General features: G+C 72.8%; 13 protein-coding genes. 10 read left to right on the plus strand and 3 right to left on the minus strand.

Annotated elements, in window-relative coordinates; all coding sequences use genetic code 11:
* The first annotated feature begins 73 nt into the window (after positions 1 to 73).
* From AB0O29_RS04450 to AB0O29_RS04465, 4 genes are all read left to right on the plus strand, one after another.
* On the plus strand, positions 74 to 511 hold the full coding sequence (locus tag AB0O29_RS04450) for a MarR family transcriptional regulator (RefSeq protein WP_365145916.1): 438 nt from the start codon (positions 74 to 76) through the stop codon (positions 509 to 511).
* A 142-nt stretch (positions 512 to 653) separates the two neighbouring features.
* Complete coding sequence (locus tag AB0O29_RS04455; RefSeq protein ID WP_365145919.1) at positions 654 to 1,745, plus strand: alpha/beta hydrolase-fold protein; 1,092 nt, start codon at positions 654 to 656, stop codon at positions 1,743 to 1,745.
* A gap of 197 nt (positions 1,746 to 1,942) precedes the next feature.
* Positions 1,943 to 3,034 (plus strand): alpha/beta hydrolase-fold protein, encoded by a 1,092-nt coding sequence (locus AB0O29_RS04460; RefSeq protein WP_365145921.1) that lies wholly within the window; start codon positions 1,943 to 1,945, stop codon positions 3,032 to 3,034.
* Positions 3,035 to 3,042: 8 nt separating this feature from the next.
* Positions 3,043 to 3,819: a trypsin-like serine protease gene (locus AB0O29_RS04465; RefSeq protein WP_365145924.1), complete on the plus strand. Its 777-nt coding sequence runs from the start codon at positions 3,043 to 3,045 to the stop codon at positions 3,817 to 3,819.
* A 25-nt stretch (positions 3,820 to 3,844) separates the two neighbouring features.
* On the opposite strand, the gene AB0O29_RS04470 is transcribed toward AB0O29_RS04465, so the two are convergent.
* From AB0O29_RS04470 to AB0O29_RS04480, 3 genes are all read right to left on the minus strand, one after another.
* Positions 3,845 to 4,783: an EamA family transporter gene (locus tag AB0O29_RS04470; RefSeq protein WP_365145927.1), complete on the minus strand. Its 939-nt coding sequence runs from the start codon at positions 4,781 to 4,783 to the stop codon at positions 3,845 to 3,847.
* A 44-nt stretch (positions 4,784 to 4,827) separates the two neighbouring features.
* Positions 4,828 to 5,637 carry an isocitrate lyase/phosphoenolpyruvate mutase family protein gene (locus tag AB0O29_RS04475; RefSeq protein ID WP_365145930.1) on the minus strand — a complete coding sequence of 270 codons (810 nt, stop codon included), beginning with the start codon at positions 5,635 to 5,637 and terminating at the stop codon, positions 4,828 to 4,830.
* 146 nt (positions 5,638 to 5,783) lie between these two features.
* A complete protein-coding gene (locus tag AB0O29_RS04480; RefSeq protein WP_365145932.1) occupies positions 5,784 to 6,896 on the minus strand; it encodes a pyridoxal-phosphate dependent enzyme in 1,113 nt (370 codons plus the stop codon).
* A gap of 219 nt (positions 6,897 to 7,115) precedes the next feature.
* On the opposite strand from AB0O29_RS04480, the gene AB0O29_RS04485 reads away from it, so the two are divergent.
* From AB0O29_RS04485 to AB0O29_RS04510, 6 genes are all read left to right on the plus strand, one after another.
* Positions 7,116 to 8,687, plus strand: a complete 1,572-nt coding sequence (locus AB0O29_RS04485; RefSeq protein WP_365145934.1) for a S8 family peptidase — start codon at positions 7,116 to 7,118, stop codon at positions 8,685 to 8,687.
* Positions 8,688 to 8,876: 189 nt separating this feature from the next.
* Positions 8,877 to 10,022, plus strand: coding sequence for a DUF4190 domain-containing protein (locus AB0O29_RS04490; protein WP_365145936.1), 1,146 nt, complete (start codon positions 8,877 to 8,879; stop codon positions 10,020 to 10,022).
* A gap of 173 nt (positions 10,023 to 10,195) precedes the next feature.
* Complete coding sequence (locus tag AB0O29_RS04495; RefSeq protein ID WP_365145939.1) at positions 10,196 to 10,948, plus strand: GntR family transcriptional regulator; 753 nt, start codon at positions 10,196 to 10,198, stop codon at positions 10,946 to 10,948.
* 194 nt (positions 10,949 to 11,142) lie between these two features.
* Positions 11,143 to 11,346 (plus strand): SPOR domain-containing protein, encoded by a 204-nt coding sequence (locus AB0O29_RS04500; protein WP_365145942.1) that lies wholly within the window; start codon positions 11,143 to 11,145, stop codon positions 11,344 to 11,346.
* 33 nt (positions 11,347 to 11,379) lie between these two features.
* Positions 11,380 to 11,802, plus strand: coding sequence for a (deoxy)nucleoside triphosphate pyrophosphohydrolase (locus AB0O29_RS04505; RefSeq protein ID WP_365145945.1), 423 nt, complete (start codon positions 11,380 to 11,382; stop codon positions 11,800 to 11,802).
* Positions 11,803 to 11,956: 154 nt separating this feature from the next.
* On the plus strand, positions 11,957 to 12,385 hold the full coding sequence (locus AB0O29_RS04510) for an ATP-binding protein (RefSeq protein ID WP_365146062.1): 429 nt from the start codon (positions 11,957 to 11,959) through the stop codon (positions 12,383 to 12,385).
* The last annotated feature ends 193 nt before the right edge of the window (positions 12,386 to 12,578 follow it).

Raw genomic sequence — 12,578 nt, forward strand, 5'->3', positions numbered from 1 at the left:
TCGAAGAGTAATTAGAGTTCTAATGATTGGCAAGGTTCGAAGGGGGAGGAGGGTGGGGCCATAAGATGCCGTCATGACCTCCATGCCCCCCGAGGAGCGCATCGGCTCGCACGTCAAGCGCGCCGAGCAGGCGCTCCTCGCGGCGAAGACCACCGCCTGCAAGCCGGCCGCAGTAACGGTTCCGCAGTACGCGGCCCTGCTCTGGCTCGCCGAGAAGCCGGGCATCTCCGCCGCGGCCCTCGCCCGGCTCTGCGGGGTCACCGCGCCGACGATGAACACCGTCCTGAAGAACCTCCACGAGCGCGGGCTCGTCGAGCGGACCCCGCACGAGTGGCACCGCAACGTGCTGGAGACCCGGCTCACGCCGGAGGGCCGCGCCGCGATGGAGCTCGCGGACACGGGCGCCGTGCGCGTGGAGCGGGCGCTCGCCGAGGCCTTCACCGCGGAGGAGCGCGAGCAGCTCGTGGCCCTGCTGGGGCGGTGCGCGGAGGTACTCGACGAGCTGAAGTGAGCGAGTCGAAAGCTGAAGTTCGCGGCACGTTTTTGCAAAGATTTGGAACGATCCACAGAATTCGCGCATCAGGACTAACCAAGGGGATGTCCGTTGCGCTGCCTCCCGACCCGGGCAGCCGAGACCGTTCGGAGCGAAGTTCGTGGATCAGCACCCTCAGAAGTCGCGGCGCGCGATATGGATCGGCGCGGGCGTCGCCGGCGCGCTGCTCCTCGGCGGCGGGGGCTTCGCCGCCTACAAGAACGAGTGGTTCGACGGCAACGGCCAGGCCGTGAGCTTCGGCAAGAACCATCCGCCCGCCGCCGCCGCGGACGGGGGCGCCCCGAAGCGGGGCGCGAGCCCCTCCGCCTCGCCCACCCCCACCGGCGACCCGGACGTGCAGCTGCCCGCCGGGCCCCGGTCGGACTTCAAGCAGACCACCAAGCTCGACGACGGCACGATCATCGCCAAGACCCGCCTCGCCGGAGCCAAGTCGGGCTTCGAGGGGGACGTCTGGGTCTGGGCCCCCAAGGAGTACGACGACCCGAAGTACGCCAAGAGCGCCTTCCCGGTCCTCATCGCCCTCCCGGGCGGCAACGGCTTCCCCGCCAACTACTGGTCCGACCGCAGCCTCGGCCTCCAGAAGGCCATCAGCGAGGGCGTCCAGGCCGGGACCAGCCTGCCCTTCGTCGTGATCATGCCGGTGCTCAACCCGGACAACAAGTACTACTACGACGGCGCCGACATACCCGGCCAGCCCAAGATGGGCACCTGGATCGCCGAGGACGTCCCGGACTTCGCCCGCGCCAATTTCCGTACGTACAAGTCCCGCGACGGCTGGGCCTTCATGGGCTCCTCCTCCGGCGCCTTCGTCGGCATGAAGACGCTCCTGCAGTACCCGGACCGCTTCAAGGCCGTGATCGCCAGCGGCGGCGAGATCGTCCCGGACTCCCCGCTCTGGAAGGGCCACCAGGCGGAGATGGACGCGAACAACCCCGAGAGGCTCGCCGACAAGCTGATCAAGGCGGGCGGCCCGGACGTCTACATCAACTTCCAGATCGGGACCAAGGAGTCCGGCAAGGACCGGATGACGAAATTCGTCCAGCAGTACGGCAAGGGCCCCGTCAAGACGACCATCCGGGACATCCAGAACGGCGAGCACAACGGCTGGCACTACGTCCGCGGCATGAAGGAGGGCTCGCTGGAGTGGGTCAGCAAGGTCCTCAAGGGTCCGAAGCCCGAGGCCACCGGCTGAGCCGCCCGTCGCGTTCCCCGCCCCGGACGCCGCCGCACGAGGCGTCCGTACAGGCGTCCGCCACGTGGCCCTCGCCACGTCGCCCCGGTCCCAGGCAACCCCTACGGTCGTTGACACCTCTGTAGAAGCGAAAAGGGGGACCTATCGGTCCGACCCGCGCCCAACCAGGGCGCCGGAGAAGGAACGGGAACGAATCCGTGCAGCATGACCAGCAAGGCGGCGACGGCGGCCCCGCGACCGGGGGCGGCCGCCGCCCCGGGCGCCGCCCGAGCAAGCGCCAGATCCTCATCGGCGGAGGGCTCGCCCTCCTCCTCGCCGCCGGGGCCGGCGCGGCGTACGAGTTCGGCCTCTTCTCGGACATGGGAGACCCCGTCTCCTTCGGGAAGATCCAGGAGTCGGCCGCGGCCGAGGACATCCGCCCGGGGGTGCTGATGCCCACCGGCCCCAAGTCGGACTTCGTGCGCACCAGCCGCCTCCCGGACGGTACGCAGATCGCCATGACCACCCTGACCGGCAAGAAGTCCGGGTTCACGGGTGACGTGTGGGTGTGGGTCCCCAAGGAGTACGACGACCCCCGGTACGCCAAGAGCGGCTTCCCGGTCCTGATCTCCCTGCCCGGCGGCCGCGGCTACCCCAAGAACTACTGGGGCACGGGCCCCGGCCTCGGCCTCCAGCAGGCCGTGATCGACGGGGTCAAGAAGGGCACCAGCCTCCCCTTCATCCTGGTCATGCCGGTGATCAACGCCGACACCAAGCACCACTACGACGGCTCCGACATCCCCGGAGAGCCCAAGATGGGCACCTGGATGGCCGATGACGTCCCGGATTTCACACGGGCCAATTTCCGCACCTTCACCTCCCGCGACGGCTGGGCCTTCATGGGCTCCTCCTCGGGCGGTTTCGGCGCCTTCAAGGACGTCCTGCAGTTCCCCGACCGCTTCAAGGCGGTCATCGCGAGCGGAGTCGACTTCGTCCCCGACTCCCCGCTGTGGAAGGGCAACCGGCAGGCGATGGACGAGAACAACCCCGAGAAGCTCGCCGAGAAGCTGATCAGGGAGGGTGGACCCGACGTCTACGTCAACTTCCAGATCGGCACCAAGGAGAGCGGCCGGGATCTGGCCGAGAAGTTCATGAAGGAGTACGGCAGGGGCCCCGTGCACACCCGGCTCCAGGTGATCCAGGATGGTGAGCACAACGGAAAATCGTACGTACGTGGCATGAGGGAGGGCTCCCTGGAGTGGATCAGCAAGGTGATGCAGGCACCGACCCCCGACCCCGGCGTGCGATGAGCCCGGTGGTGAAGGGGGCCACCGCGCTGGCCGCCGCGGGGATCGTGGCGGCGTGCGCCGCCGTCCTCCTCGGGGCGTCCGGCGAGCAGCCGGTGCACCCCTTCCCCACCGTCGGCGTGCTCATGGCCAACGGCGAGCACTGGTGCACGGCGAGCGTGGTCGACAGCCCCAAGGGCAACGTCGTCGCGACCGCCGCGCACTGCGTCGCCCCCGCCGGCGAGGACGGCCGGCCCGGCGAGGTGGCACACGACGGGCTCGCCATCGGCGAGCTCTCCTTCGCCCCCGCCTTCTCCGGCGAGGGCGCGGGCAACCGGCCCCTCGGGGTGTGGAAGGTCCGCTCCATCCACGTGGACGACCGCTGGACGAAATGGGGCGACGAGACCGCCGACTTCGCCTTCCTCACCATCGAACCGGACGGGGAGGGGCGCAGCCTCCAGCAGCGGGTCGGGCAGGGCGAGGCGCCCAAGGCGGACTGGACCTCCGGCTACGAGCGCGAGGTCACCGTCGTCGGCTACCCCGAGTCCGACCACAACCCGCAGAACAAGCCGGTCTCCTGCACCACCCAGACCCGCCACGACACCGACGACCCCGACATGCTCTACATCAGCTGCGCGGGCTTCTGGACGGGCACCAGCGGCAGCCCCTGGATCGCCGACCGCGGCGGCACGGGCCAGCCGGGACGGCTCATCGGGGTGCTCAGCGGCGGCGACACCGACGTGGACTCCACGGCGGCCCTGTACGACGAGAAGGCCAAGGCCCTCTACGAGGCGGCGGCCCGGGGCTGAGGCGCGGCCCCGGCGGCCGCCGGCGCTACTTCCGCCGCTCGGTGCTGACGATCACGCCCACCCCCGCCACCACGACCGCGCCGCCGAGCACGATCGGCAGGGTGAGCGCCTCGTCCAGGATCAGCGCGCCCAGCACCACGGCCACCACCGGGTTGACGTACGCGTACGTGGACACCAGCGACAGCGGGGCCGCCTGGAGCAGCCACGCGTACGCGGTGAACCCGACCACCGAGCCGATCAGCACCAGGTAGCCCAGGGCCAGCCAGGAGGCGGTGGAGAAGGAGGCCGGATCCAGCCCCCGCTGCTCGCCGCGCGCCAGCCCGACCAGCACCTGGGCGACCCCGCCCCACAGCATCTGGTACGCGCTGCCGGTGAAGGGGTTCCCCGGCAGCGGCAGCCGCCCCGCCGAGAAGGAGCCCAGCGACCAGGCGAGGGAGCCCGCCAGGACCAGCAGTACGCCCGACAGCCGGACCTCCCCGCTCAGCCCCGGGCTGGTCAGCACCGCCAGCCCCGCGATCCCCACCAGCACCCCGGCCAGGGTGCGCCCGGGCGGCCGGTCCCCGGTGGCCGCCCGCAGCACCACCACCCACATCGGCACCGCCGCCACCAGCAGTGCCGCCAGACCCGAGGGCACCGAGGTCTCGGCCAGCACCACCAGGCCGTTGCCGCCGAGCACCAGCAGCAGGCCGACCAGCAGCGTCGAGCCGAGCTGCGCGCGGGTGACGCGCAGCGCCGAGGGCCCGTACCGCCAGGCGACGATGCCGGCCAGGACCAGCCCGGCGGTGATGAAGCGGGCACCGGCCGAGAGGAACGGCGGCATGGTCTGCACGACGATCCGGATACCGAGGTAGGTCGAGCCCCAGACGACGTACACGAGGGCGAGGGCGGTCCACACGGCGCCGCCGGTGCCGCGCCGGGGGGCGCCCGCCGCCGCCTTCGGCCCGGCCGGTATCGAGGTGCTCATGACCGGATCCTACGGACGGTGGCCCATGCACGCTTCTCGGTATCTCAGCCCTTGAGCAGGGCGTTCAGCTCGCCGTACGGGAGGGCGCCGGCGAGCGGGCCGTAGGTGCCGCCGGAGAGCAGCTCCTCGGTGGCGCGGCGGACGACGGCGTACGCGGCCTCCGCCACCCAGGACCCGAGGCTGACCCGGGCCGCGCCCAGGGCGCCGAGCTCGGCGACGGAGGGGGCGCCGGGGCCGGCGAGGACGTTGAGCGGGGCGTCGATGCCCTTGGCGAGCTCCGCGATCACGGCGGGGTCGGTGACCCCGGGGACGAAGACGCCGCTCGCGCCGGCGGCGAGGTAGGCGGAGGCGCGGGCGAGGGTCTCGTCGAGGCGGGCCGAGGCCTCGCCGAGGCCGAAGAGGTACGTGTCCACGCGGGCGTTGACGTACAGCGGGACCCCGGCGGCGTCGGCGGCGGCCCGGGCGGCGGCCAGGCGCTCGGCGTGTTCGGCGGGGGCGCGGGTGCCGTCCTCGATGTTGATGCCGACCGCGCCGGCGGCGAGGACGCCGGCGACGGTCTCCCCGACCCCGGCGGCGTCGGCGGCGAAGCCGCCCTCGATGTCGGCGGTGACCGGGACGGAGACGGCGGAGGCGACGCGGGCGATCAGGTCCAGGGCCCGGTCCCGCGCGAGGGCGTCGCCGTCGGGAGAACCGAGGGACCAGGCGACCCCGGCACTGGTGGTGGCCACGGCCGGGGCGCCGGCGGCCTCGACGATCCGGGCGCCGGCGACGTCCCAGGCGTTGGCGAGGGCGAGGGGGGCGGCGGGGGTGTGCAGGGCGGTGAAGGCGGCGGCCTTGTCATGTGCGGTGGTCATGGGGGTAGTTCAGCAGATGCCGACGGGGTCGGCTGGCGGTTTTCCGACGTGGACGGTGCGGGTGCGGGTGCCGCTGCGCGGAACCGTCTCCCCGCCCCGCCCTTTCCCGTTTCCCGTTTTCCGGGGCGAACGCCGCGCGGGCCGGATCAGGGGGCCAGGCCCGACTTCGCGCCCGCCCCGCACAGGGGGAGGACCGCCGTGCGGCCCTGGAGGGGGTCGGAGGGGGCGCCGGGGCCCACCGCCGCCCAGCAGGCGGCGGCCGTCGGCTCCACGAACAGGCCCCGGCGGGCCAGGTCCCGCTGGGCCTCGCGGATCCGGGCGTCGGAGACCGTCAGGACCGTGCCGCCCGACTTGCGGACCGCCGCCAGGATCTGCCGGGCCCGCGGCGGCGCCGGGATCGCGATGCCCTCCGCGAGGGTCGGCCGCTGCTCCACCGGCTCCGCCTCCTCCGCCCCCGCCGCGAACGCCGCCGCCAGCGGCGACACCGCCTCCGCCTGCACCCCGACCAGCGCCGGCGCCCGTACCCCGCGCCGGGCCAGCTCCTCCACCGCCAGTGCCGCGCCCAGCAGCAGCGTTCCGTTGCCGACGGGGACGACGAGCACCTCGGGGAGCCGGCCGCCCAGGGCCTCCCAGACCTCGTACGCGTACGTCTTCGTGCCGTGCAGGAAGTAAGGGTTGAAGACGTGGCTCGCGTAGAAGACCCCGGGCCCGTCCGCCGCCGCCCGGGCGGCCTCCGCGGCGGCCTCGCGGCCGCCCGGCACGGTCCGTACCGCCGCCCCGTGCGCCCGCATCTGCCCGGTCTTCTTCTCCGAGGTGCCCTCGGGCACGAAAACTTCACAACTCAGCCCGGCCCGCGCGCAGTACGCCGCCACCGAGGTCCCCGCGTTCCCGCTGCTGTCCGCGACCACCCGCTCCGGGGCCAGCCGCCGGGCCAGCTCCGCGAGCATCACCGCGCCCCGGTCCTTGAAGGACAGGGTCGGCATCAGGAAGTCGAGCTTGGCGTGAACCCGCTCCCCGAGCGGGATCAGCGGGGTGTGCCCCTCGGAGAGGGTGACCGAGAACGCCCCCGGCAGCGGCAGGGCCGGCGCGTACCGCCACAGCGAGTGCGGGCCCGCCGCCGGCTCCAGCGCGATGGCCGGATCCGGCGTGAAGTCGAGGTCCCAGGGCCCGCCGCAGACGGGGCAGCACCAGGGGGCGGTCCGGACGTCCGCGCGCGTGCCGTCCTCGGAGCAGAGGTAACCAGGAAGTGCGTGCGTCATGTGCGGAGCACCTTTGCTCGTTCATGGCCGTCGTATGGCACGGATGTTACGCCTCCATGGGGCTCTTGTGGGATGGCGCACGGGTGGGTCAACCTTTTTGGGACGGCGGCCCGTTGGGCTCCTGATTGACATGAGCATGGTGATTTTGCGATGCCGTGCGCCCTCCGGCCCCCGCCCCGACCCCCACGCAGCGCACCGCCGATGAGGAGGACCCCTCACATGTCCGTGACGCGTCACACCCGCCGGAAGACCGCCGGCATCAGCGCGATCGCCGCCGCAGCCCTCGCCCTGGGCGCGGCCGCGGCCTTACCCGCCTCGGCGGCCGACGGCGGCCCGCAGGGCGTCATCGAGAACGCGGGCGCCACCGGGTCCGTCCCGGGCAGCTACATCGTGACCCTGAAGGACTCCGCCGCCCGCTCCACCGCCGACAGCGGCAGGGCCGTCGCCAAGCGGTACGGCGCGCGGATCGACCGGACCTACAGCGCCGCCCTCAACGGCTACTCCGTCGAGCTCTCCGAGGCGCAGGCGAGGAAGCTCGCGGCCGACCCGGCCGTCACGTCCGTCGTGCAGAACCGCGTCTTCACCGTCGACGCCACCCAGCCCGGCCCGCCGTCGTGGGGCCTGGACCGCATCGACCAGCGCGCCCTGCCCCTCGACCAGAGCTACACCTACCCGGACAAGGCCGGCGAGGGGGTGACGGCCTACATCATCGACACCGGCGTCCGGATCACCCACCAGGACCTGGGCGGCCGCGCCTCCTACGGCTACGACGCCATCGACAACGACAACACCGCCCAGGACGGCCACGGCCACGGCACCCACGTCGCCGGGACCGTCGCGGGCGGCGCCTACGGCGTCGCCAAGAAGGCGAAGATCGTCGGAGTCCGCGTGCTCGACAACAACGGCTCCGGCACCACCGCCCAGGTGGTCGCGGGCATCGACTGGGTGACCCGCAACGCGGTGAAGCCCGCCGTGGCCAACATGTCGCTGGGCGGCGGGGCCGACTCGGCGCTCGACACCGCCGTGCGCAACTCCATCGCGTCCGGGATCACCTACGGCGTCGCGGCCGGCAACGAGTCCACCGACGCCTCCACCAAGTCCCCGGCGCGGGTGGCCGAGGCCATCACCGTCGGCGCGACCACGAACACCGACGCGAAGGCGAGCTACTCCAACTACGGCTCGGTCCTGGACGTCTTCGCGCCGGGCTCCTCCATCACCTCCTCGTGGGGCACGGGCGACACCGCGACGAACACCATCTCCGGGACCTCGATGGCCACCCCGCACGTGGTGGGCGCGGCCGCCCTCTACCTCTCGCAGAACCCGTCGAGCACCCCGGCGCAGGTCCGTGACGCCCTGGTCGCGGCGGCCACCCCGAACGTGGTGACCGGCCCCGGCAGCGGATCGCCCAACCGGCTGCTGAACGTGGGCGCCGGCACCACCCCGCCGAGCGGTCCGCGCTTCGAGAACACCGCCGACTACGCCGTGGGCGACAACGCGACGGTCGACTCCCCGATCACCGTCAGCGGGGTCTCCGGCAACGCGCCCGCGACGCTGGGCGTGTCGGTGGACATCAAGCACACCTACATCGGCGACCTGAAGGTCGACCTGGTCGCCCCCGACGGCACCCTCTACAACCTGCACAACCGCACCGGCGGCAGCGCGGACGACATCGTCAAGACGGTCACCGTCAACGCCTCCTCCGAGGTGGCCAACGGGGTCTGGAAGCTGCGCGTGAGCGACAACGCGGCCGCCGACACCGGAAAGATCGACTCCTGGGCGCTGCAGTTCTGACCCGCCCGGGTCCGAGGGGCGCGCGACCCGTGGGGTCCGCGCGGTGAACGCGGGGGCGACCGAGGGCTCGGTCGCCCCCGCTGCGTACTATTTCGGGCAGCCGTTCGCGCGGCTCCGTACGCGCACGGCCGTACGCGCGCAGCCGTCCGAGCGCACCCGTCCGAGCCCCGTGATGGAGCACCCCGCCCCGTGAGCACCCCGCCCCCGCAGCCGCCCAGCTCCGCCGGCCCCGGCCACTCCTGGCCGCCGCCGTCGCCGCGGCCGGGGTGGGGGCCGCCGCCCGGGCAGGCCGGGCCGCCCCCGCTCAACGGCTTCGCCCTCGCCTCGCTGCTGGTCGGGCTGCTCTGCTTCCCGCCGCTCGGGGTGGTCTTCGGCCTGGTCGCGCTGGTGCAGATCCGGCGCAGGGGCGAGCGGGGCCGGGCGCTGGCGGTCGTCGGCCTGGCGGTCTCCCTGGTGACGTCGGCCGTGCTGCTGTACGGCCTGACGAGCTACACCCGGCCGTTCCTGGAGCACCTGGGCTCGCGCCCCGAGCCGGAGCAGGTCGAGGGCCAGCTGACCGACATGGGCCGGCTGCGGGCGGGCGACTGCTTCAACGTCCCCGGCGGGGACCTGCTCGCCGAGACCCCCTTCACCTACCGGACGGACTGCGCGCAGGTGCACGACGCCGAGGTGACCTCCGCGGTGACGCTCGGCCCCGGCGGCTTCCCGGGCGCCTCGAAGCTCAAGGACAGTGCCACGGAGACGTGCTGGAAGGCGCAGGACGCGTACGCGATGGACGCGTGGGCGCTGCCCGACTACGCGGAGATGTACTACTTCGCGCCGACCCGGGACTCCTGGCGGGCGGGCGACCACCGGCTGATGTGCGTGATCGGCACCTCGGGGCAGGAGCACCGGGGGAGCCTGCGCAAGGACGCGGGGATGCTGACGCCCGAACAGGTCACCCTGCTGACCGCCCTGAACGCGGCGGACGGGGCGGTGGGGCGCGCCCCCGAGCGGGAGCTGGACGAGGCGCTGCCGGAGTACCGCACGTGGGCGCGGGAGGTGGACGAGGCGCTGGGCGCGCAGGAGCGGGTGCTGCGGGACGCCGAGGCCGCGCATCCGGAGGCGGGGGTCCGGCTGAAGGAGCTGGCGGCGGCGCGCACGGCGTGGCAGCGGGCGGAGCGGGCGGTGCGGCCGTCCGACTTCCGGCAGGCGTGGGACGCGGCGGAGGGCGCGCTGACGACGGAGTCGGAGAAGGCGCTGCGGGGGGCCTACGGTTTGTCGACGCGGGTTCCGGAGTGGCTCCGGGGGGCCCAGACGGGGCCGGGGCGGGGTCCCTCGTCGGGCGCGGCCTGAGGGCCGGGCGGAGGTCGGCCTGAGGGCCGGCGTGAGGGCCTTGGAGGTAACGCCCGGTAATGGGTTTGAGTGACCAGGCTTCATCACATCGGGTGAAACTCTGGCCCGCACTTGCACAGCTCAACAGTCGGTTGCCAGGGTGTAGCTGTCTGTCAACCTGATGGGAGTGGCCCGTGACTTTCGGTGAGCAGCCGGCCTATCTTCGCGTCGCCGGGGATCTGCGGCGGAAGATCGTCGATGGGTCCCTGCCCCCGCACACCCGGCTCCCTTCCCAGGCCCGGATCCGCGAGGAGTACGGGGTCTCCGACACCGTCGCGCTGGAGGCGCGCAAGGTCCTCATGGCGGAGGGCCTGGTCGAGGGCCGTTCCGGGTCGGGCACGTACGTGCGCGAGCAGCCCGTCCCGCGCCGGGTCGCCCGCTCCGGCTACCGCACGGGCGGGGCGTCGACGCCGTTCCGGCAGGAGCAGGCGGAGTCCGGCGTGCACGGCACGTGGGAGTCCAGCAGCGAGCAGGCGGCGGCGCCGGCGGACATCGCGAAGCGGCTGGGCATCGAGCCGGGGGACCGGGTCATGCGGACCCGCTACGTCTTCCGCGACGCGGGCGAGGCGATGATGCTCTCCACCTCCTGGGAGCCGCTCTCCGTGACCGGCCGGACCCCGGTGATGCTGCCGGAGGAGGGTCCGCTGGGCGGCTCGGGGGTGGTCGACCGGATGGCCGCGATCGACGTGGTCGTGGACAACGTGGTCGAGGACGTCGGCGCGCGTCCGGGGCTGGCCGAGGAGAACATGGCGCTCGGCGGGGTGCCGGGGCACGTGGTGCTGGTGGTGACGCGGACGTACTACGCGTCGGGGCGGGCCGTGGAGACGGCCGATGTGGTCGTCCCGGCCGACCGCTACCGGCTCTCGTACCACCTGCCCGTGCGCTGACCGGGGCGTTCTCAGGCGCCGCCGGGGCTCGGAAGGGAGCTCCGGCGGCGCTTTCGCACGCCTGGCCGGATGCGTACGCCCCCCAGGTACCTCTTCGTGAAAACCCGTATCCGCTCAGTGAAGGTCGGGCGTAAGCTCGGGCATATGCGCAATGCGGTTTCCTGGGCAGGAACATCGGCGGAGGGTGGAGCGCGATGAACGACAGCGGTGCCCTGCTTCCATGGCTGGTCATACGTCAGGACGACAACGGCAACCGCTACCGGGTGGGCCGGTACGCCACCCGGGCCGAGGCCCAGAAGGTCGTCGACGGCTTCGAGGACCGGGGCCACAAGCAGCTCTACTGGGTCGAGCGGATCGGGCAGGCGGACAGCAGCCCGGCCGCCACGAGCAGGAATTGAAGGTCCGCACAGGGCCTGGCATAGGCTCCGTCCATGACTGTACGCGTGGTCGTGGGCGGAGCCCTCTGTCATGACGGGCGCCTGCTGGCGGCCCGCCGCAGCGCACCCCCGGAGCTCGCCGGCCGCTGGGAACTGCCCGGCGGCAAGGCCGAGCCGGGCGAGACGGTGCCCGAGGCGCTGGTCCGCGAGCTCCGCGAGGAGCTCGGCGTCGAGACCGAGGCGCTGGAGCGGATCCCGGGGGAGTGGCCGCTGAAGCCCGGCCTGGTCCTGCACGTGTGGACCGCCCGGCTGCTCTCCGGTGATCCCGCCCCGCTGGAGGACCACGACGAGCTGCGCTGGCTGGGCCCGCACGAGCTGGACTCCGTCGACTGGCTCGACCAGGACCGGCCCTTCGTCGCCGAGGCGGGCCGCAGGCTCGCCGGCCAGGGAGCGGACGGGGCGCACCGGGGCGCGTGACGCTCCCGTTCTAGGCCGTCTGCGCCACAGTGCGCCCGTGGGCGGGGGATCGGGTGGTACGACGCCCCGAATATCGGGTATGTCGCTATTAGTCCCTATCTCGTCCCCCATTCGTCCCCGACGAACCTGACTGGGGTCGCTGGTGGCCCGGGAAGTGATCGGCGTGATCGACACAGACGGTGAATGTGCCGAGTGGGCCTTCCCCGCCGAGCCCGGTGCCGTCCGCACCGCCCGCCACGCCGTGCGCGGCGCCCTCCGCTCCTGGGGCCTGGACGCCGTCGGAGATGTGACCGTCCTGCTGGTCAGTGAGCTGGTGACCAACTCCCTGCGCTACGCCTCGGGCCCCATCGGAGTCCGCCTGGAGCGGCGCAATCCCGCCGTTCCGGGCCTCTCCGGCGGCCCGGCCCTGCTCGTGGAAGTCTCCGATCCGCTTCCGGATCCGCCCCGCGAGAAGGTCGCCGAACCCGACGACGAGGGCGGGCGCGGACTGCACCTCGTCGCCGTCTCCGCGCGCCGCTGGGGCACCCGGCACGGAAAGTCGGGGAAAACCGTGTGGTTCGAGTTGGCTCTTCCTGGTGAGTAACAAGATGAAGGGCGGCAGGGGGTCTCCCGGAACGCGTCTGGGATGACCACCGGGCGTGGCCGGAAAACAACGGGACCCTTTTGTGATCGTGAACGCCGTGCCGTACGGGGCCGTGGTGCTGAATACTTCGGTCATGGCCGGTCCGGTTGCGGTGAGCTGGAGGGGACGGTCGCGTGAGCGAGATACCTGCGCA

It is taken from the genome of Streptomyces sp. NPDC089915 (assembly GCF_040684675.1).
Classification (GTDB): Bacteria; Actinomycetota; Actinomycetes; order Streptomycetales; family Streptomycetaceae; genus Streptomyces.